The sequence below is a fragment of the Infirmifilum sp. NZ genome (genome assembly GCF_022693705.1).
Classification (GTDB): Archaea; Thermoproteota; Thermoprotei; order Thermofilales; family Thermofilaceae; genus Thermofilum.
Map to the genome: position 1 here is coordinate 802,840 of NZ_CP094288.1, position 19,042 is coordinate 821,881.

At 49.9% G+C, this 19,042-nt stretch carries 19 protein-coding genes, 3 tRNA genes and 1 pseudogene; 9 read left to right on the forward strand and 14 right to left on the reverse strand.

Annotated features, from left to right (window positions below; translation table 11 throughout):
• Positions 1-27: 27 nt before the first annotated feature.
• Positions 28-1,674, reverse strand: a complete 1,647-nt coding sequence (gene thsA / locus MOV14_RS04340) for a thermosome subunit alpha (RefSeq protein ID WP_318538005.1) — start codon at positions 1,672-1,674, stop codon at positions 28-30.
• Positions 1,675-1,768: 94 nt separating this feature from the next.
• On the opposite strand from thsA, the gene MOV14_RS04345 reads away from it, so the two are divergent.
• The 3 genes and pseudogenes from MOV14_RS04345 (at position 1,769) to rimI (ending at position 3,415) form a co-directional block, all read left to right on the forward strand.
• Entirely contained in the window at positions 1,769-2,182 is a 414-nt protein-coding gene (locus MOV14_RS04345; RefSeq protein WP_318538006.1) for a signal peptidase I, read from the forward strand.
• 102 nt (positions 2,183-2,284) lie between these two features.
• Positions 2,285-2,874, forward strand: a pseudogene (locus MOV14_RS04355) (TATA-box-binding protein).
• Positions 2,875-2,935: 61 nt separating this feature from the next.
• On the forward strand, positions 2,936-3,415 hold the full coding sequence (gene rimI, locus MOV14_RS04360; protein ID WP_318538007.1) for a ribosomal protein S18-alanine N-acetyltransferase: 480 nt from the start codon (positions 2,936-2,938) through the stop codon (positions 3,413-3,415).
• On the opposite strand, the gene MOV14_RS04365 is transcribed toward rimI, so the two are convergent.
• Positions 3,412-4,686: an ABC transporter substrate-binding protein gene (locus MOV14_RS04365; RefSeq protein WP_318538008.1), complete on the reverse strand. Its 1,275-nt coding sequence runs from the start codon at positions 4,684-4,686 to the stop codon at positions 3,412-3,414. The two genes, rimI and MOV14_RS04365, sit on opposite strands and share 4 nt — an antisense overlap.
• Positions 4,687-4,860: 174 nt before the next feature.
• Between MOV14_RS04365 and MOV14_RS04370 the strand changes: the two genes are divergently transcribed.
• Together MOV14_RS04370 and MOV14_RS04375 are read left to right on the forward strand one after the other, a co-directional pair.
• On the forward strand, positions 4,861-5,016 hold the full coding sequence (locus MOV14_RS04370) for a 50S ribosomal protein L40e (protein WP_318538009.1): 156 nt from the start codon (positions 4,861-4,863) through the stop codon (positions 5,014-5,016).
• A 260-nt stretch (positions 5,017-5,276) separates the two neighbouring features.
• A complete protein-coding gene (locus MOV14_RS04375; protein ID WP_318538010.1) occupies positions 5,277-7,805 on the forward strand; it encodes a DNA-directed DNA polymerase I in 2,529 nt (842 codons plus the stop codon).
• A gap of 13 nt (positions 7,806-7,818) precedes the next feature.
• Here the strand turns inward: MOV14_RS04375 and MOV14_RS04380 are convergent, their stop codons facing one another.
• The 5 genes from MOV14_RS04380 to MOV14_RS04400 form a co-directional block, all read right to left on the reverse strand.
• Complete coding sequence (locus MOV14_RS04380) at positions 7,819-8,124, reverse strand: hypothetical protein (RefSeq protein WP_318538011.1); 306 nt, start codon at positions 8,122-8,124, stop codon at positions 7,819-7,821.
• A gap of 326 nt (positions 8,125-8,450) precedes the next feature.
• Positions 8,451-8,594, reverse strand: a complete 144-nt coding sequence (locus MOV14_RS04385) for a hypothetical protein (RefSeq protein WP_318538012.1) — start codon at positions 8,592-8,594, stop codon at positions 8,451-8,453.
• 48 nt (positions 8,595-8,642) lie between these two features.
• Positions 8,643-9,011 carry a hypothetical protein gene (locus MOV14_RS04390; protein ID WP_318538013.1) on the reverse strand — a complete coding sequence of 123 codons (369 nt, stop codon included), beginning with the start codon at positions 9,009-9,011 and terminating at the stop codon, positions 8,643-8,645.
• Between the two features lie 286 nt (positions 9,012-9,297).
• A tRNA-Ile gene (locus MOV14_RS04395) sits at positions 9,298-9,371 on the reverse strand.
• Between the two features lie 139 nt (positions 9,372-9,510).
• A tRNA-Asp gene (locus tag MOV14_RS04400) sits at positions 9,511-9,618 on the reverse strand.
• 128 nt (positions 9,619-9,746) lie between these two features.
• Between MOV14_RS04400 and MOV14_RS04405 the strand changes: the two genes are divergently transcribed.
• Positions 9,747-9,842: transfer RNA gene (locus MOV14_RS04405), tRNA-Trp, on the forward strand.
• A gap of 15 nt (positions 9,843-9,857) precedes the next feature.
• On the opposite strand, the gene MOV14_RS04410 is transcribed toward MOV14_RS04405, so the two are convergent.
• From MOV14_RS04410 to MOV14_RS04425, 4 genes are read right to left on the reverse strand one after another with little or no spacing between them, the layout of a single operon-like run.
• Positions 9,858-10,370, reverse strand: coding sequence for a DUF371 domain-containing protein (locus MOV14_RS04410; protein WP_318538014.1), 513 nt, complete (start codon positions 10,368-10,370; stop codon positions 9,858-9,860).
• A gap of 7 nt (positions 10,371-10,377) precedes the next feature.
• On the reverse strand, positions 10,378-11,418 hold the full coding sequence (fen, locus tag MOV14_RS04415) for a flap endonuclease-1 (RefSeq protein WP_318538015.1): 1,041 nt from the start codon (positions 11,416-11,418) through the stop codon (positions 10,378-10,380).
• Complete coding sequence (locus MOV14_RS04420) at positions 11,408-11,674, reverse strand: hypothetical protein (RefSeq protein ID WP_318538016.1); 267 nt, start codon at positions 11,672-11,674, stop codon at positions 11,408-11,410. Before MOV14_RS04420 ends, fen begins: the two co-directional genes overlap by 11 nt.
• A gap of 5 nt (positions 11,675-11,679) precedes the next feature.
• On the reverse strand, positions 11,680-13,878 hold the full coding sequence (locus tag MOV14_RS04425) for a CDC48 family AAA ATPase (RefSeq protein WP_318538017.1): 2,199 nt from the start codon (positions 13,876-13,878) through the stop codon (positions 11,680-11,682).
• A 249-nt stretch (positions 13,879-14,127) separates the two neighbouring features.
• On the opposite strand from MOV14_RS04425, the gene MOV14_RS04430 reads away from it, so the two are divergent.
• Entirely contained in the window at positions 14,128-14,916 is a 789-nt protein-coding gene (locus tag MOV14_RS04430) for an FKBP-type peptidyl-prolyl cis-trans isomerase (RefSeq protein ID WP_318538018.1), read from the forward strand.
• Here MOV14_RS04430 and MOV14_RS10015 read toward each other — a convergent pair.
• Positions 14,834-15,322, reverse strand: a complete 489-nt coding sequence (locus tag MOV14_RS10015) for a UPF0179 family protein (RefSeq protein WP_442786686.1) — start codon at positions 15,320-15,322, stop codon at positions 14,834-14,836. The two genes, MOV14_RS04430 and MOV14_RS10015, sit on opposite strands and share 83 nt — an antisense overlap.
• Before the next feature lie 48 nt (positions 15,323-15,370).
• Here MOV14_RS10015 and psmB point away from each other — a divergent pair, with 48 nt between their 5' ends.
• Together psmB and MOV14_RS04440 are read left to right on the forward strand one after the other, a co-directional pair.
• Positions 15,371-15,976, forward strand: a complete 606-nt coding sequence (gene psmB / locus MOV14_RS04435) for an archaeal proteasome endopeptidase complex subunit beta (RefSeq protein WP_318538019.1) — start codon at positions 15,371-15,373, stop codon at positions 15,974-15,976.
• A 62-nt stretch (positions 15,977-16,038) separates the two neighbouring features.
• Positions 16,039-17,958, forward strand: a complete 1,920-nt coding sequence (locus MOV14_RS04440; RefSeq protein ID WP_442786687.1) for a beta-CASP ribonuclease aCPSF1 — start codon at positions 16,039-16,041, stop codon at positions 17,956-17,958.
• On the opposite strand, the gene MOV14_RS04445 is transcribed toward MOV14_RS04440, so the two are convergent.
• The gene (locus MOV14_RS04445; protein ID WP_318538021.1) at positions 17,955-18,458 is read right to left on the reverse strand and encodes a PUA domain-containing protein; all 504 of its coding nucleotides are present in this window, start codon (positions 18,456-18,458) and stop codon (positions 17,955-17,957) included. The genes MOV14_RS04440 and MOV14_RS04445 overlap by 4 nt on opposite strands.
• Positions 18,412-19,014, reverse strand: a complete 603-nt coding sequence (locus MOV14_RS04450; RefSeq protein ID WP_318538022.1) for a hypothetical protein — start codon at positions 19,012-19,014, stop codon at positions 18,412-18,414. Before MOV14_RS04450 ends, MOV14_RS04445 begins: the two co-directional genes overlap by 47 nt.
• Between the last annotated feature and the right edge of the window lie 28 nt (positions 19,015-19,042).

Here is a 19,042-nt window from a genome sequence, read left to right on the forward strand (position 1 = left end):
AATTTTTTTAGAAAGAAAAGGGGTCTCTTAGTCGAATTCCGACTCTCCCTTATGCTCGGATTCTTTCTCTTTGCCCTTTTCTTTGCTCTTAGGAGGCTGTGCGGCGATGATATCGTCGATTCTAAGTATCATTATCGCCGCTTCGGTTGCGGATTTAAGCACCTGCTTCTTGACGTTAGCCGGTTCGAGCACTCCGGCATTGAACATGTTTTCTATTTTCCCTGTGTAGGCGTTGATCCCTGCCCACTTCTCGCCCTTTGCGTGTAGGCGCTTAAGGTCGGCTAACACATCTATCGGCTCCACACCCGAGTTCTGCGCAAGTATCGCCACGAAGTTCTCGAGGGCTTCAGCGTACTTCAGCACGGCTAGCTGCTCTTTGCTTGGCAGGGTTCTGGCAAAGTCTCTGAGCCTCATGGCGAGCTCGATTTCCACGGCACCTCCTCCAGCCACCACTTTCGGCTCCTGTATGACGTTCCTCACAACGCTAAGAGCGTCGTGTATTGCCCTCTCAGCCTCGTCCACGATGTGCTCTGCGCCGCCTCTGACGAGGATTGTGACGCTCTTGGGGTTGGGGCAGCCCTCGACGAAGACCATCTTCTCGTCCGCCACCTTCCTCTCCTCCACGAGCTTCGCGGTGCCCAGGGCCTCGGGCGTGATGTCCTCAACCCTAGTCAGGATCCTCGCCCCAGTAGCCCTAGCAAGCTTCTCCATATCACTCTTCTTCACACGCCTAACAGCCAGAATCCCAGCCTTAGCCAAGTAGTACTGCGCAACATCATCAATACCCTTCTGGCAGAAAACCACATTAGCACCACTCTCCTTGATCTTCTCCACCTTCTTTCGAAGTATCTCGGCTTCCTGATCAAGGAACATCTTCAGCTGCTCGGGTGTGGTGACGTTGATCTTTGCCGTCCACTCGGGCTTCTCGATCTCCAATGGGGCGTCGAGCAGGGCGATCTTCGCGTTCTCAACCCTCTTAGGCATAGCAGGGTGGACAACCTCCTTGTCTAGCACAATCCCTTTCACGAGCACGGTTTCCGTGATGCTTTCGCCTCTCTTTTTCTCGACCTTAATGTCGTCAAGACTCAGCTTGTAGCCGCCATCTTTCTTCTCTACAACCTGTAACGCCGCATCGACAATTATCTTAGATAGGAACTCCTTGAACTCTGCAACAACCTTACTCGATAGAGCGGTTTGAGAGATTTTCTCGAGCACGTTTCTATCAAGAGGATCAACCTTCTCAGCTATTTCATCAACTATCCGAGTTGCTTCGACGAGAGCTTTCTCAAAGCCCTCGGTGATAACCGTCGGGTGGACGTCTTGATCGATGAGTTCCTCTGCCGCAGTGAGGAGCTGCCCTGCCAGGACCACGACGCTCGTGGTTCCGTCTCCGACTTCGTCATCCTGAGCCTTAGCTACTTCTACAAGCATTTTAGCCGCTGGATGCTGCACCTCCATCTCTTTTAGGATGGTGGCTCCGTCACCGGTAATCGTAGCATTGCCAAATGAGTCGACAAGAAGCTTATCCATGCCTCTTGGCCCTAGAGAGCTAGCCAGAGCCTCGGCAATTACTCTAGCTGCATAGATGTTTGCCTTGCGCGCGTCTCTCCCAGTCGTTCTCTGAGTTCCCTCTTTCAGTATTAAAACAGGTATTTGACCCGCCGGCTGTGCCATCCCGTTCACCTTCAGCACCTCAAGAAAAACATCGCTTCTATAAATACTTTACGCTTAGGAAGAGATAAATATCCTAGATGGTTTGTTGATAGCCATGCCCAGTCGCGCCAATGATGGCCATGCGAAAGAAAGCGTTGTTTTTATACTAGTTCTCCTAATCTCTGTACTCTTAATTTTCTCGCTTAGTTACATTCTGCGAACGCAGGTTCCCTTAGCCGTCGTCTCGAGCTGGTCAATGGAGCCGACACTTCACGTAGGAGATATCGTAGTTGTAGTAGGCTCAGAGTCCTATTCGGTAGGTGACATCGTTGTATACGAGTCTCCTTCTGGTCTAATCGTGCATCGGATCGTGCTAATAGCAGGTAATACGTACGTGACAAAGGGCGACGCAAATCCCTACCCTGACAGCCTTCATCCTTCTTTCTCATCGATAAAGGGCAAAGTGGTTCTCGTAATACCTTACATTGGCACGATAAAGCTTGCCTTCGAGTCTCTCATTAGAGGTTAGAGCCTACTAATTTTCTACAAGATTTTTCTCGAGGCAGTTTATAAACTAAGCATTTATATACCCCTATTATGTATTTTTAAAGCGTCACAGGAGGTGGTCACAATTACAAAACAGCCGGTTTACGAGATACAAAATGTGGTAGCCTCTGTAACTCTAAACCAACGTTTAGACCTAGAGAGAATAGCAGAGCGCATACCCCATGCTGAGTATAGCCCGGAACATCCCAGGTCCCCGGACCTGGGATCCGAGAGTTCCCGGGGTTAGTGCTACGTCTGAACAGGCCTAAAACCGCTACGCTAATATTCTCTAGCGGGAAGATGGTTTGCACTGGAGCAAAGTCGGAGTCAGAGGTTAAAAAGGCAGTTAACAGCATAATAAAGCTCCTGAAGCAACACGGTATCGACATAAAGAACGAGCCGATAGTTGAGATCCAAAACATAGTTGCAAGTGCAAACCTGAAGGCGGGAGTTGATCTCGAGAGAGCCGCGTTCTTGCTTGAAAACGCAATGTATGAGCCAGAGCAGTTTCCGGGGCTGATCTACAGGATGAGAGAGCCAAAAGTAGTTCTACTGATTTTCAGTAGCGGAAAAGTCGTGTGCACAGGCGCTAAAAGAGAGGAAGAGGTCAAAGAGGCTGTCGACAAGATATACAATATCCTCAAGGAACACGGTGTCCTGCTCGAGGAGGAGTAGCCTAAACAGCAAAAGTTAAGATTACCTTTTTATCTCTCTGAGCCTGGGTGCACCCACTACGGTGGAAAAAGCGTACATAGTCAGGGAGGCACGTCGCGAAGACCTTGACGAGGTTATAAGGATCAATAGGGAAGTCTTACCCGAGAATTACCCTGCCTTCTATTTTGAAATGCACTTGAAAAACTTCGGGAAGGCGTTCCTCGTAGCGGAGATGAATGGAAAGATCGTCGGGTATGTAATGTGCAGAGTTGAGTATGACACTCTGTACACAAACCCCAACAAGGTTGGAAAAAGGGGACACATCATTTCGATAGCCGTGATCCCTGAGGCACAAGGAAAGGGTATCGGGACCGAGTTAATGACCAGGGCGTTGGAAAGCATGAAAAAGTACTACGGAGCAGAAGAGTACTACCTGGAGGTGCGTGTCAGCAACGAGATCGCTATTCGAGTTTACAAAAAACTGGGGTTTAACGTTGTTAAAGTTCTACCCAAATACTACCTTGACGGTGAAGATGCATATTTAATGGCTCGGCCTGCTTAGACTTTGACAACAGTATCTGCCTGCGAGTCATAGAGCGCGATTTGCGTCCAGTTGTACCCGCTTGGCGTCCTGATCACTGCCCAAACTGCGTAGTCTCCCGCTGACCTGTCTCCTGTTTGGTCTAGTGCTGTGTTTCCTGTTACTCCGTAGTAGTGCTGCGCCACTGTGGGGAGGGCTTTGGCGATGGCTTCCCCGCTGTACTGGCCTGCAGCCATCACCGAGAGGGCCACAAGCCAAGCAGCATCGTAAGCGTTCATTGCATAAGAGTGCGGGTATTCGCCAAACCTACTTCTAAACCTTTCAATAAACTCCTGTTGCTGAGGGTTACCAGCGGGCTGGAAGATCGTGCACGGAAACCCTCCGAGCATCACCAGCTGTCCGCCAACTTGGTCAGAGAGCTTTGTCGATAAAGCTACGCCGTCTGTTCCGAACCACTTGAGCTTTGAGAGTGTGGGGTTTTGGGCGGCTGCCTGGATTACTTTTATGCCGTCGTCCTCGAAGCTGATGAGCACTACTGCGGTGGAGGGGCCGAGCTTGGAGGCGGCTTCGGCGAGCCTAGCGACCTCGCCCGAGACGTCCTGGGCGTTGGGGTCGAAGGCGACGGCCTCGACGCTGCCGCCGAGCTCCCGGAACCTGGCGGCGAACGCCTCGAACAGCCCCTTACCCCACGCGTCGTTCCTGTAGATCACCGCAGCCCCCCGGAAGCCGCTGCTGAACACCAGCCTAGCCAGCGCCCGCCCCTGGTACACGTCGCTAGGCACAACCCTAAACACGTAGTCACCAGCAACAGCAAGCGAAATCGCAGTGGAGCCTACGCTTACTACTACGACTTTGTTTGCGTCTGCGAACTGCTTGACTTGGCTTACTTCGCTGCTCGCTTCAAGCCCTATGACGGCTTGTACTCCTTGGGCTGCGAGGGCCTGTATCTTGGCTCTAGCCTGCTCGGGGTTCGTGCCGGTGTCCTCGACGAGGAGCCTGAACCTGAAAGGCGACCCAACCTGCTCCGCGAAAGCATTAATATCCTCCACAGCAAGCTCGAGCGCGTGCATATCTCGCTTACCGTACGATTCCAAGTCTCCTGTGAGTTCGACTAACGCTCCTATGGGGACCACAACTGCCTGCACTCGAGTTGTATTTTGCTGTAGTGACGTGAGTGACGTGAAGTAAGAAAGCCCCAGAGCTACTCCAAGAAGCAGACCCACTATCATAGCGGCGGAGATTTTTATCGCGGCTCTAACGCTTTTTCTTTGGCTGGATTGATTCGCCTGCACGGTCAGTGTTGAAAAATCTAGCTTTTTAAGGATGGTGATACTTATAATTCTTCAACGAGTATTTGGCATATATCATATTGATTAATGTTTTGTTGTCAGATATAATAAGCTCAAAGGACATCCGTGAGGCAAAAAAGTTATAATCGTTCTTTTCCATGAGGAGTGGGGATATCTATGCCCATTAGGGACCCTGAAAAACTGCAACTGGCCCTAGATCACCACTTTAAAGTGAAGATCTGCAGAAGGTGTAATGCTCGTAATCCTTGGGAGGCCGAAAGGTGCCGTAGGTGCCACAGCAGGGATCTTCGGCCTAAGAGGTACAAGAAGTAGAAACGTTTTCTTTTTATCAAGCTTTTACTATGATAATCTTTGTGCAGAACTATGGGACGCATAGATAAGGGGGCCAAGTGCTCCGTAGAGGGGTGCGAAAGAGACGCTATCAGATCCATATCGCTCGAGAATTTCAAGAAGAGTGGTGTTTCCCTTAAGCTAAAGGAAGGTGTAAGACGGGTGTACCTCTGTCGAGAACACTACAAGGAATACAAGAAGAGCTATCGAAAAAACGTTTGGAGGATTGAGCGCTTTAACTGGTGACATCCGTGCTTTACCTTTTCTCGGTCAGGTACTCCGGTCCCGACGGAAAAGCTGTGATGTACTTCTACGACGATGAGACCGGCACTCTCAAAGCAGTGCCGGACTACAGCGGCCACAAGCCTTACCTGCTTACAGATTACACGCCTGAAGAGCTTATTGAGAAGTTCCCAGAAGTTTTACGGCACCCAGGTTTTAACAAAATTGAAGTTGTCGAGAAGTACGACGCTCTCAACGACCGATGGGTTATTATGACTAAGGTCGAGGCGCTTGACCCATTGTCTATCGGAGGTTCGTCTAAGAGCATAAGGGAAGTTCTCAAGGGGCACGCCTGGGAGGCTAAGATAAAGTACCATCACTGCTACATCTATGACAAGCATTTGATCCCTGGTATGCCCTACACTTTGACCAACGGTGAACCTAAACTGGCTGAAGTGGAGGTTCCGCAGGGCATAAGAGAGCTCGTTAAGACCTTAAGCGAGGATAAAGTGCAGGAAACTGAGATGCTTGAGTGGGCTAAACTTCTCAACGCTCCTATCCCGAAGATTCGACGAATAGCGATCGACATTGAAGTTGAGTCTGAGGCACTCCGCGTACCCAGCCCTAAATTAGCAGAAGACAGAGTAATCGCAGTCTCCTTTTATTCCTCCGACGGTCGGAAAGGCGTCTTCCTCCTAAAGAGGCGGAACATGAATGCAAGGGAGGCTCCAAAAATACCGAATGCCGATGTCAGGTTTTTTGAAGACGAGAAAGATCTCCTCCAGGCTGTTTTCTCATTACTCGACAGCTACCCGGTCGTTCTTACTTTTAACGGCGATAACTTCGACCTTCCTTACCTATACAACAGGGCTCTCAAGCTCGGCTTTAGGAAAGAAAACATCCCTATAGTGTGGAGCGAGAAGTCGGAGTACGCTGATCTCCGCAACTCGATTCACATAGACCTGTACAAGTTCTTCACTAATAAATCAATGAAAGTCTATGCCTTTGGCAACAAATACAGGGAGGGGCAGACCCTAGACGAGATAGCTTCAGCGCTGATAGGTAAGGGAAAAGTTAAACACGAGGACCTGATATCGGAGATGAGCTACGAAAGACTGGCTGAGTACAGTTTTCGTGACGCAGAGCTGACTTATGAGCTAACCGCCTTCAACGACGACCTTGTAATGAAGCTGATTATCCTCATGATGAGGATCTCGAAGTTGCCTATGGAGGACCTTACGCGCCACAATATCTCTGCATGGATTCGGAACATGTTCTACTTTGAACACAGACAGCGAGGGTGGCTAATCCCCAACCCAGAGGAGATCGTACAGCTAAAGGGAGAAACTTCGACTAGAGCTATAATAAAAGGCAAGAAATACCTTGGAGCGATAGTCATAGACCCCATACCTGGAGTCTACTTTAACGTGCTCGTAGTGGACTTTGCCAGCCTGTATCCCAGCGTGATAAAGACGGGTAATCTTAGCTATGAGACTGTCCGCTGCCCGCACGAGGAGTGCAAGAAGAACATTATACCCGGCACAACACACTGGGTGTGTACAAGGAAACGAGGTATGATGTCGTCGCTCATAGGCGTTCTGAGAGACCTGCGCGTCTACGTGTACAAAAAAGTGGCAAAAGAAAGCAAGGACAGCGCTGAAAAACAGCAGTACGAAGTTATCCAATCTGCTCTCAAGGTCTTCCTGAATGCAAGCTACGGAGTCTTCGGCTCTGAGGCCTTCCCATTGTATTGTCCCCCTGTGGCCGAGGGCACGACGGCTTTGGGTAGGTACGCGATTCTAAAGACTATGCGCAAAGCCGTTGATCTAGGTATCCCTGTTCTTTATGGTGACACAGACAGCCTCTTTCTGTGGAACCCCTCACGTGAACAGCTCGATAAACTTCTCCAATCAGTTTTAGACGAGCTGAAAATCGACCTAAGCATAGATAAGGAGTACAAGTGGGTCGTGTTCAGTGAGAGAAAGAAGAACTACCTAGGAGCACTCAAAGACGGGAAAGTGGATGTGAAGGGACTTGTTGGCAAGAAGCGAAACACTCCGGACTTCGTAAAGAACCTCTTTACAGAGATCACTTCACTACTCTCTAAGGCCGAGAACATAACCTCTTTCGAGGAAAGCATAGAGAAGGTTAGGGAGATCATCAGGCAGGCTATAAAGGAGCTTAAAAGTGGTGAAGTACCGCTCGACCAGCTTGCTTTCAATGTCGTGCTAACGAAAGACATCCAGGAGTACAACAAGACAACACCTCAGCACAAGAAAGCCGCTCAGCAACTTTTGTCAGAGTACCGTAAGCTCTACGGAAGCGTCCCGGTGAATATTACACGTGGTAGCATAGTCAGCTACGTTAAAACAAGGGATAAGCATGGCGTGAAACATCTCCAGCTGGCGAGGATCGACGAGGTAGATACTGAAAAATACTTAGAAGTGATGAAAACCACGCTGGAGCAAGTCCTGGACGCGCTTGAAATAAGCTTCGACGAGCTGCTCGGAGTCTCTTCCATCGATGAGTTCCTAAAAATCAAACAATGAGAAAAGAAATGCTCTATACTGAAACAGCTTCCTCTATTTTCTTCCTAGCCGCCTCAAAATCGGGCTGAGTCCCGATCACTGGAACCTTCGTTAATATATGCCTTACTTGCCCATCATCATATACCACGAAGACTTGAGGAATATCTGCGCCCCCCAACTCGTCCTTCTCACCGTACTTAGTCAGAAACACATAGTCTTCTTCCCTTTCCTCGAACTCTAGCCCCCTGCTCGCAGCAATCTCCTGACATATCTTCTTCAGCTTGTCATTAAAGCTAGCCCAAGAGGCTCCAACAAACACTATTTTCACAGGTTTTCCCATCGCGGCTCACCGCAAGCACTGAAAGGCTCTCCAATCCTCTATTTATATCCTCCGCTAGTACTCACAGGAACTTTTAATTTTCAGCAGCAATGCTACTATTTGATTCCCCTCACTTTTTTGTTTATTTCATGCTTATGCGCTTAGCTTCATCTGCCCCCGGTAGGGTAAGACCTTGGCAATGTGGCTGCATATCCTCGCCTTCTCGCTGTACCAGGGGTAGGTGTGGCCTAACTTGGGACCCCCTCGACGAGCCAGTGCTCCCCGCCAACCCTCTCCACCCTCCCAGCCAAAGCCTGTACGTGGCCCCGTAAATCCACTCCGCGGGCTTATCGAGGAAATAGAACTGCAGCTCCCCTAAGGCCTCGAGCAGGTCCCCCGCGCTCCTCGACTACCCTATCGCCGCACTGGCCGTAGAAGGCGAGCCCCATCAGCACCCAGGGCACTCTGCTCTCGCTACTCCTAGCCTTCAAGCGAGAGCACCCGCAGAGCCTTCTTAGTCAGCGATATAGTATGAGTTACTACTCTTCTTTCAGCATGTCGCTGATGCTTTTCACCTCTCCCCCTTTCTTGTAAACGATTTTTGTCTCAAGTCTTATAGGGAGACCTATCTCGCTGAAAACCCAGTATACTGTCTCTGCATTCATGTTGCCTTTTAGTCTTCCAGAGTAGTACAGTCTCCCCAACTTCTCCCCTATTTTCCTAGCCGTATCTCCATACTGTTCAACCGCTTTTTCAAACATCATCTTACCGTCATCTGTTAGATGCTCCAGAAATACTGCGTAGTAATCGGGCTCAGTTTTCTTGGCGTCTTTTTTTCCCAGCAACTCTTTCTGCATTCTTTGGAGCATTCTTCGTTTAATGATCTCAAGATCTATATCTCCACTCATCCTGCCTCACCCTTTCTCAATGAAGTTAACAATATAATGCTTGCACTAATATTTCATACAGGCCGGGTGGTAATAAGGTCGCCGCTCGAGGCGCTTCGCGCACGCGATGAAAAGCGGCAACCCACACCCGGTACAAACTAGCTTTTTTCTAGGGAAAATAGAGGGTGAGCCAATTCGCCAGGCTATACCCGTATATACATTCAACGATTCAGTAACTTTAACTGCTTTAACCCCGCTGAAGATCGGGCTATAGAACGTATTTCCTAAATGTTCCCAACACGAGAAGTGGGCCGGCCGGGATTTGAACCCGGGACCCCCCGGTTATCAGCCGGATGCTCTACCTGGCTGAGCCACCGGCCCTAGGCGCTGCGACTAATTCAATTACCTAGCTCAGTTATTTAATCTTTTGGTCCGCACGTGATTAGTTTTCCGTATACGAGAAGATTGTGCAAGCCTTACTCGCGCTTTTAGGTTCAGGCAATAAGTGTACTGTTTAAGGCGCCCCGGCCGGGATTCGAACCCGGGTTCTGCGGCTCTCTGCCGGAGCTACCGGCGACAGGCCGCCACTCCAGGACAGGGTCTTCCTGGGCCACTAGACGACCGGGGCTAATCGCAGTTACCTAAAAGGGGTTATTAAATTTTTACCCTAAGGAAGCTCAGCCTCACAACCCCCCTTTCGGCCAACTTCTTCCCGGAGAGAAAGATTTATGATACCTTTATCCCCTGTTTGTGTGGGGGCCGGTAGCTCAGCTAGGTAGAGCGGCGGTCGCTCAGAACAGGCCGAGGCTCCAGACCCGTAGGTCGGGGGTTCAAGTCCCTCCCGGCCCACCACTCCCTTTTTGGGAGTTAGGGCTTAGACGGCGATTTTTGCAGAAATTTTGCTAGAAGGAGTCTGATTATAGAGTCATTTAATTCAATCTGGCTTGATACTGCGATTAAAGTTACATCAAGCTGCACACAGGGGTTTCTAAGCATGCTAATAATCTCCCTTTTGATGTCTTTCGCAGCTTTAGTGGATTTCACAGCTATTGTTCTGCCGTCAATGTAATCACTTTTCCTAACGACGAGAGACCTCCTATCGGTGAACGTTAGGCTGCACGACCCCCTAGCGATCATGTAGTCGTACAGATCTGTGTCCGGAATTGCCAATATCATCACTAACCAGTCTCCTCTACGAAGTGAGTCCTTAAGATCCTTAGACAGATCGAAAGCCGATTTAGTCGCTGAAACAGCCAATATGCAGTCCCCTCGAGGAGTAAGATCATTATCTCTTGTGATCTCCAGCGTAGTTGCATGAAAGGCTTTTACATTAGGGTGCCCGAACGCTTTCAACTTTTCAACAGCAACTATTGCCTGCATCGAAGACTTAGAACCCAAACCAGCTTTCAAGGGATGTCTGCTTAAAGTAAGTCTTGTACGCTTTCTCGAGTCTTTCAAGCGCGTTCTCGACTCTCTCAACGGAGAATTGATGTTCGTCCACGAGAAGCTTTATCACCTTTTCTCGGTCAGGTTCCCTCCACTGCAAGACGTATTTATCTGATACATCGGGTTTGAGGAAAATCTGCATGATCACATCGGGAGGAGTGTCGAAATCCCACGGCACAGCCCTAAAAACCTTCTCAGGGTCTTGAAGCTCCTTTACAAGCTTTAAGGCTTTTTTGACCCCATAGCCCTTGACTCCTCCTGGGTTGTAATCCGTACCCACCAGGATGCCTAAAACCACTAGCTGTTCGCGAGTAATGCTGTGGAATGATAGGAGCTCTCCAAGCTCTATAATCTCCGGTTTGACCTCTACGTACACTTCCTTTCTAGGCAACTTCCTCCTTCCCGTAATGGCCAGATTACGGACAAGCCTCACCGCCCCGAATAAGAGCGAGTCATAGTCTTGGCTACCCGATGCCCACGCGTCGCCTCTTTGCGTCATGTACGCGGCCTGAGCTTCACCCTCGCTCGGTGCCTGGACAAAGGGCACCCCCATGTATGTCAGAAGCCTTTTTGCGTCCTCAACCATGCTGCTTGTTAGCCGGCTTGTCTGCTGGGCGTAAACACGAGCCTCCTCTAAATCGCCTCTCTCGATAGCCGCAAGGTACTTCCTCTCAGCTTCAACCTTTATCTGCTGCCGCCTCTCCAGCTCCTTTAGCTTTACCTCCGGTGGTCTGCCGTCGAAAACATAAACGGGCTTGATCCCGTTTTCAATGAAGTTGATCGTCCTGTAGAAGAGACCGTTAAGATGACTCGTTACGTTCCCGTGAGCATCCATGAGAGGAGTCCCGTCCTTCTGCCTTATAGTAGCCAGGAACTGGTAAAGGCTGTTGTAAGCATCAATAGCAACAACCTTACCCGAAAGTGAACTTAATTCAACTTCCTTGGCGACCGGCTCAACAAGTTCCTTAAGGTCAACTCCCATTATCCTCGCCCCGATAATTTCTATTTGTACTGCTCTGAATTAATTGGACAGATCTCAAGTTTCTCCTCACGAATGTGACTCTCACCATCCCACGAGTCTCGAGAATTAAAAGCAACTTGTTAAACTCCTTTGGGGTGATCTCTAAGCCATCCTCAGATCTGAGAAGCTTAGAGACGCTTTCAAATAACTCTTTATCACTTGCTTGCCCGCCTCTTCGCTGTAGCTCGGAAAGTATGAGGGATATAACGACGCTCATCGCGCTCACACGTAGAATCCCGTTACAGTTAATTGCTGCTTTGAGACCTTCCTCGCTCTCTCGTTCCAAGATTCATAGAACTTAATTATGTCTGGCGTTAAGGAAGGCCGGACTTTTTTCAAGGCCTCTTCAAAGTGTCTCATATGAACCTTATCGGTGTTTATGTTTTCTCTCAGGGCTATTAACCCAGCTTCACGCACTAAAACTTCAATGTCTGCTCCCGTGTAGCCTTCTGTCCTCTTTGCGAGCTCTGCGAGGTCTACGTCCTCGGCTAGGGGCATTCTCCTCGTGTGCACTTTGAAGATCTCGAGCCTAGCCTTCTCGTCGGGCGGCGGGACGTAGATCAGCCTGTCAAACCTCCCAGGCCTGAGCAGAGCAGGGTCAATGATGTCAGGCCTGTTAGTAGCCGCAATCACCACAACACCCTCAAGACGCTCAAGACCATCCATCTCCGTGAGAAGCTGGCTAACTACGCGCTCCGTTACGCCTGAGTCAGATGAAACCAGGCCCCTCATTGGTGCAAGTGCATCGATCTCATCTATAAAAATCACGCAGGGCGCTGCTTGCCTGGCTTTTCTGAAGATCTCTCTGATTGCTCTCTCGCTTTCCCCAACCCACTTACTGAATATCTCTGGGCCTTTTATGCTCACGAAGTTTGCCTCGCTCTCGGTTGCCACGGCCTTCGCGAGCAGGGTCTTGCCAGTTCCAGGTGGGCCGTAGAGCAGTATACCCTTAGGCGGGTCAATACCCAGCCGCTCAAAGGACTCCGGATATTTGAGGGGCCACTCCACGGCCTCCCGCAGCTGCTGCTTAACATCCTCAAGACCGCCGATGTCGTCCCACCTCACATTGGGAACCTCCACCTCTATCTCCCTAAGTGCGCTAGGAGTTATTTCTCTAAAGGCGTTCAGAAAGTCTTCCATCTCGACTTCGATGGTTTCTAGAACTTCTACAGGAATCTCTTCCTTCTCCAAATCGATCTTAGGCAAAACTCTACGCAGTGCCTTCATCGCGGCCTCACGGCACAAAGCAGCAAGATCCGCCCCCACATAGCCATGTGTTATTTCTGCAAGCTTTTCTAAGTCCACGTTCTTGGCTAGCGGCATGCTCCGAGTATGAACCTTAAGAATCTCAAGCCTTCCACGCTTATCAGGTATCCCTATCTCGATCTCGCGGTCGAATCTCCCAGGACGCCTAAGAGCAGGGTCCAGTGCGTTCGGCCTATTCGTAGCGCCTATGACTATTACATCACCCCTAGCCTCTAGCCCGTCCATGAGTGCTAGGAGCTGTGCTACAACTCTCTTCTCGACCTCGCCTGTCACCTCCTCCCTTTTCGGGGCGATGGCGTCGATCTCGTCGATGAAGATTATAGCCGGGGCATGCTCCTTAGCCTCCTCGAAGATCTCCCTGAGCCTCTGCTCGCTCTCACCGTAGAACTTGCTCATAATCTCGGGGCCATTGATAGCTATGAAGTAGGCGTCGGTCTCGTTGGCAACGGCTTTCGCGAGCAGGGTCTTGCCAGTTCCAGGTGGGCCGTAGAGCAGTATACCCTTAGGCGGGTCAATACCCAGCCTCTTGAACAGCTCAGGGTGTTTAAGCGGCAATTCCACCATCTCCCTGATTTTTTGCTTGGCTTCTTCCAGATCTCCTATGTCGTCGTAGGTGACCCTTGGTATCCTACCAACGTCAACTGGCCTTTCAAGTATCTTCAGCTGAGTCTTCTCAGTGACCATAACCACTCCTTTGGGCTTTATGCTAACAACGTTGAAGTGTATGACCTGGCCTAGGACAGGTATCTGTATAATATCCCCCTCAATTATCGGCCTATCCAGTAACCGCTTCTTGACGTACGCGACGAAGTTCTCATCCACAGCGAGCGTCATAGAGACGGGGGCAAGCCTAACCACCACAGCGGGTTTAACTTCGGCTTTTCTCACCTTAACCTTATCCCCGATGCTAACGCCGGCATTCTTCCTGGTCCATCCGTCCATTCGAATAATGCCCTTTCCCTTATCTTCCGCGTAACCAGGCCAGGCAATGGCCACAGTTTTCCTCTTACCCTCAATCTCTACCACATCGCCGGCGCTTATGCCGAGGGCCTCCATCGCATCTTCGTCAATCCTAACCCTGCCTCTGCCGGCCTCGTGTTGGCGAACCTCGTATACCTTCAGCTCTATCTCGTTTGGCTTCTCGTCGCTACTCACATGACATCACCAGAAGCTATACTTACCAACACGTAGGGGCATATAAAAACTCTGCCACACTCTCGTGTACGCCAAGGTGTTCCTTAGAGAGCTCTCTCAGACTAGCTAGACGAAAGCAGGTCTTATAAAAACAAGGCCCCCACTACTCCCCATCTCCTTGCAAATCACATGGGAAAAACTAAGAGTTGAGTGTTGGGATCAAAAGCAAAGCTTATAGCTAAGGAACCTATCCCCTCTCCAGGTGCTGGCATGAGTTCGGATAACAGACAATTCGTGTTAGTGAACTACACGATAAGCGTAGTCGACGAGAGCGGAGAAAAAGTCGTAGACACCACAATTGAGGAAGTAGCAAGAGAGCACAACCTCTCAACGCAAAACATTTTCGAGCCCGAGCTGGTTATTGTAGGTGAGGGTCTCCTCTTTAAGCCTATTGAAGACGCTCTACGGGAAATGAAAGAGGGAGAAACCAAAGAAGTCATCCTCGAGCCATCTCAGGCGTTCGGTGAAAGAGATCCAAAGAATATCAGGGTGATACCCGCGCGCGAGTTCACTCGGCAGGGAGTTATACCCCGGGTAGGCGAAGAGGTCGAGATTGGGGGTCAAAGAGGTAGGATCATCAGAGTCGGAGGGGGGCGTGTAACCGTAGACTTCAACCACCCGTTTGCTGGCAAGAAGGTAAAAGCAACGCTTAAACTTGAGAAAGTTCTCAGTAGCGACGAGGAGAAAATCCGAGAGCTTTTCCACAGGTGGTTTAGAGGTGTTCCTAGAGAACAGATAACCGTTGAGAAAAAAGATGCCGAGGTTACAGTGGGCATCCCCACTACGGCTCTGCTTCACGACAATGCCTACCAACTATTAAACGCGTTCATTAGAGACGTCCAGAAGTACCTTCCCAGCGTCCATTCAGTGAACGTAGTGTTCACGTTTAAGCTGGAACGAGAGCCAGCTAAAGAACCTACCCAGGCTCCTGCTGCGCAACCCTCCCAAGAAGCTTCCGCCTCGCAAGAAGCCAAATCCGCGGAGAAGGAGGATCAATAAACTCTACTTCCACAAGCGAAAAACCACTCCCCACTTTTTCGATCTCCCTTAGGATTCGTATACGCTCTCCTTCTTCAATAAAGACGGGGGTGCACTCTTCGACGCCCTTATCGCAGCCAGGTCTCCGGTAGTAAACCACAGCACCCGGCATGACGTCTCTAGAGCTTAAAACCAGCTTAGCAGGCAGCTCTTCGACCTCAACTGTTATCAGGTCTTCAGCAAGAGCAGGGCAATGTACCACGTGTTTACGCACACCTACAACCCTGTAGCTTACAAGTGGTCGTAGATTCCCCAAGCACGCATTGAAAAAGGGGCACTCTAGACACTTAGACGTGACCAATGGCTGAAAGACTATTCCAGGCTTGGCGAAGAGCGACGTCACCATTGAAACTGCGCGACGCGGCATAGTGCTCTTTTTATACCTGCTTTAATCATTTTACTTTTGCGCTTTGGTATGTCTGACGGAAAACTCCCTCCAGGTGTCCTCAAAGGAACGACCACGGTAGGGATAACTGGGAAAGATTTCGTCGTCCTGGCGGCTGACAGAAGAGCCACTAGTGGGTACTTCATCGCAAGCAAGCAAGTTTGGAAGATACTCGAAGTAGACTCGCACATCGCAGTCACTATAGCTGGTGCGGTGGGAGATGCTCAACAGCTCGTTGAACGGTTAAGGGCGGAGGCAAGGTACTATAGAGCAACCAACGGCGAGGGCATTTCCGTGAGAAGTTTGGCGACACTCGCTTCGGTGATCCTCTTCAACTACAGACCAATACTATCAGTTCAGATGCTCATCGGTGGAATTGACAGTGAAGGTCCTTCACTATACTCGCTGGACTGGCTTGGAACTCTCACGCGTGAAAAGTTCACCGCGACGGGTTCAGGATCACCCTTCGCAGTATCCATGCTAGAGCACGAGTACAGGGATGACTTATCGCTGGACGAGGCAGTCCAGCTTGCTGTAAAGGCCGTCAGGATAGCGCTTGCCAGAGACCCTGGTAGCGGTGAAGGTGTAGATGTTGCTACTATAACGAGAAGCGGCATTTCGTTCAAACGCACGTAGAAAAGTATTTAAAGACGTCTGGAATTAGGACACACACTTCTGTTCTCTGCAAGGTGAAGATTTTGGAAGTTGTAACGTCAGTAGCTCGGGAAGTCAGGGAGGCGATATTCAGCAATCTCCCACCCGGTGCGGAGATCACAAAGGTGGATTTCGAAGGACCACGAATAGCCATCTACACTAGGAGACCCCAGGTCTTTCTCGAGAATGACAGCGAGCTCGTTAAGAGAATAGCTAAAACTGTCCGAAAGAGAGTCATCGTGAGGGGAGATGACGCATCTAGACTAGACGAGAAGACTGCACGAGATATAATACTCTCACTGATACCGAAAGAGGCTGGTCTAAAAGATCTCTACTTCAACGAAGCGATAGGTGAAGTCGAGATAGAGCTTCTCTACCCTGAGAAGGTTAGTCAAGAGACTTTGAACAGAATTTTCATCGACACTCTTTGGTATCCGCGCGTCCTTCGCAGACCCCCCATTGTTAGCAGAAGCGTACGCGAGATACGCGAGATCTATCGTGCCGAAGTCGAAAGCAGGAGAAAGTTCCTGAAAGAGCTCGGCAATAGAGTTTACCGAAAGCCCGTTTTTGAGACGGATCGAGTAAGAGTTGTCGCGCTCGGAGCTTTCCAGGAAGTAGGCAGAAGCGCTATTCTGGTTCAAACGCCAGAGGCGAATATACTCCTAGATGCTGGGCTAAAACCCACAGGAAACTCTGACGAGCTACCGATGTTTGACTTGCCTGAGTTCGATGTCGACTCTCTCGATGCTGTTGTCATAACGCATGCCCATCTCGACCACGTCGGAGCACTACCAGTACTGTTCAAGTATGGATACAAGGGACCTGTGTACATGACTGAGCCTACGCTCCACTTGTCTAAGCTACTCTTCGAGGATTACATAAAGGTCTCTGAGCGCGAAGGCAGGCCTCAACTTTTCTCAGCAAGGGAAATATCGTCGATAATACTCCACACGTACGCTCTTGGCTACGGAGAAGTTACGGATATAGCCCCAGAGGTAAAGCTCACTCTCTACCGAGCTGGGCACATCCTAGGCTCAGCTCTGGTTCACCTCCACATAGGTGAGGGCCTTATTAACCTCGTCTACACTGGCGACATGAAGTTCGCGAGAACCATGCTGCTCGACCCAGCACACACCAAGTTTCCAAGAGCAGAGGTTCTGATAATGGAATCCACCTACGGTAGCAGGAGCGATGTTTTGCCGAGCGAGGAGGAAGCCCGTCTCGAGCTAGCTAAGATCATCCTCGAAACCATAGAGAAGAAGGGGATTGTGCTTATACCTGTCCTGGCCGTTGGGAGAGCCCAGGAGGTCCTCCTTGCAATACTCGACCTTATTCGAAATAAAATCATTCCACCTCTTCCAATTTACATCGAAGGTATGATAGACGAGGTTTCCGCGGTGCATATGACCTTCCCAGAGTACCTTTCCGTAACCGTTAGAAACCTGATATACAACGACCAGAATCCTTTCACTTCCGAAAACATACACATCTACCGCGGTGAAAACAAGGAAGAGGTGGCCAGCACAAGACCAGCGGTAATCCTAGCAACTTCCGGTATGCTCACGGGTGGTCCTGTGCTCGAATACCTGAAGATACTTTCAGACGACGCCAACAGTAGCTTGGTATTTGTGAGCTACCAAGTTGAGGGTACACTTGGAAGAAAGATACTTCAGGGACTGCGGAAATTGACGTTCCTTGATGAGGGGGGCAGAGTTGTCACAAAGGAGTTGAAGATGGGCGTGTACAGAGTTGAAGGTTTCTCAGGCCACAGCGACAGAAGGCAGCTAGAGGCCTACCTAAGAAGAGTTGAGCCTACCCCGCGAACGGTGATACTGAATCACGGCGAGAGAAGCAAGATTGAAGAGTTTCGATCCTATCTTCTCAGCGACTGGTTCAGGAAGAAAACCCATTTGAACTTCAATGTGTTGACTCCGCAGAATGCGGAGAGCGTTAGGATAGTTTAAGACAGGGAAAGCTGCCATATATCGTCATTGAGGTAGTGCAGGTTTTTAATGGCTTTACCCTTATGCGCAGCTCTCAACTCTTGTGACGACATCAAGCTGACTCCTATTGCGATTACTCTACCTTTATCGTGATCCCTCACGAGGATCTTTGACCCTGCGTCGAATTCGCCCTCGATCATCTTAATGCCCGGAACCATGACATCGGCCCCGTTGAGAATGTGTGGTATGGCCCCTTGGTCAACGTAGACTGACGGATAGCTGGGAGTAATACCCTTCCGGTATATAAGGTAGAGGCTCGGAACCAGACCCACGTTTTCGAACCTGGCTAAGGTGACCATCCCGTCAACGAAATAAAGTTCAGTCAGACTCGCATGCTTTAACTTGGCCACTTCCACGTTCTCACTCGAATCGATCAAGCCTGCTACCTCAGCGCCAACTTCCCTCATGGCTTCCTCAAAAAGCGCTTTCTTGTCCTTCTTGCTCAGTTTGTACCTTGTCACGATCTTCAACTTCTGGGAGCTTGCCACGCAACACACCCTCTACGGTATAGTATGAGATAACCCCCTCTTTATCAACTATTGCCAATACGAGTTCCCGATCGCTCTCAAGCGCTCTTCGAAACATTTCCTCAAACTCCTTAAAACTAAGCCTAGCTCCTTCCTTCACGACCCTCACAAGGTATCTTCGCACCTTATCCTTCCTCTTCCAGTCAATAAGAAATTCCAAGGGAGCAACACCGGGAAAAACCATAAGAGCACGGTTTCTTAGATCCGAGTACACGTTGAGCTTCGTCCAAAAGTCAGGATCAGCCTTGCTCCCCAAAGTTACTATGGAGTCAAAGTGGAGCTCTTCACCCGAATCATCAACAGCCAGTAGCAACCCTCTATACATAAGGTAAGCAGCCTCTAGGAGCGACAACTTAAGGCACTCAGCCTCTCGTAGACCATAACCTCTATCAGCCAGAAAGGAGACCGCCTCCTCGCCGCACACAACCACATAGCCCCCTGCCAATTTTCCTCTAAAGGGTTCTCTTTCAGCGCCCCTTTCTTGCTCCACATGCGTACTCGATAGCGAACGATATAAA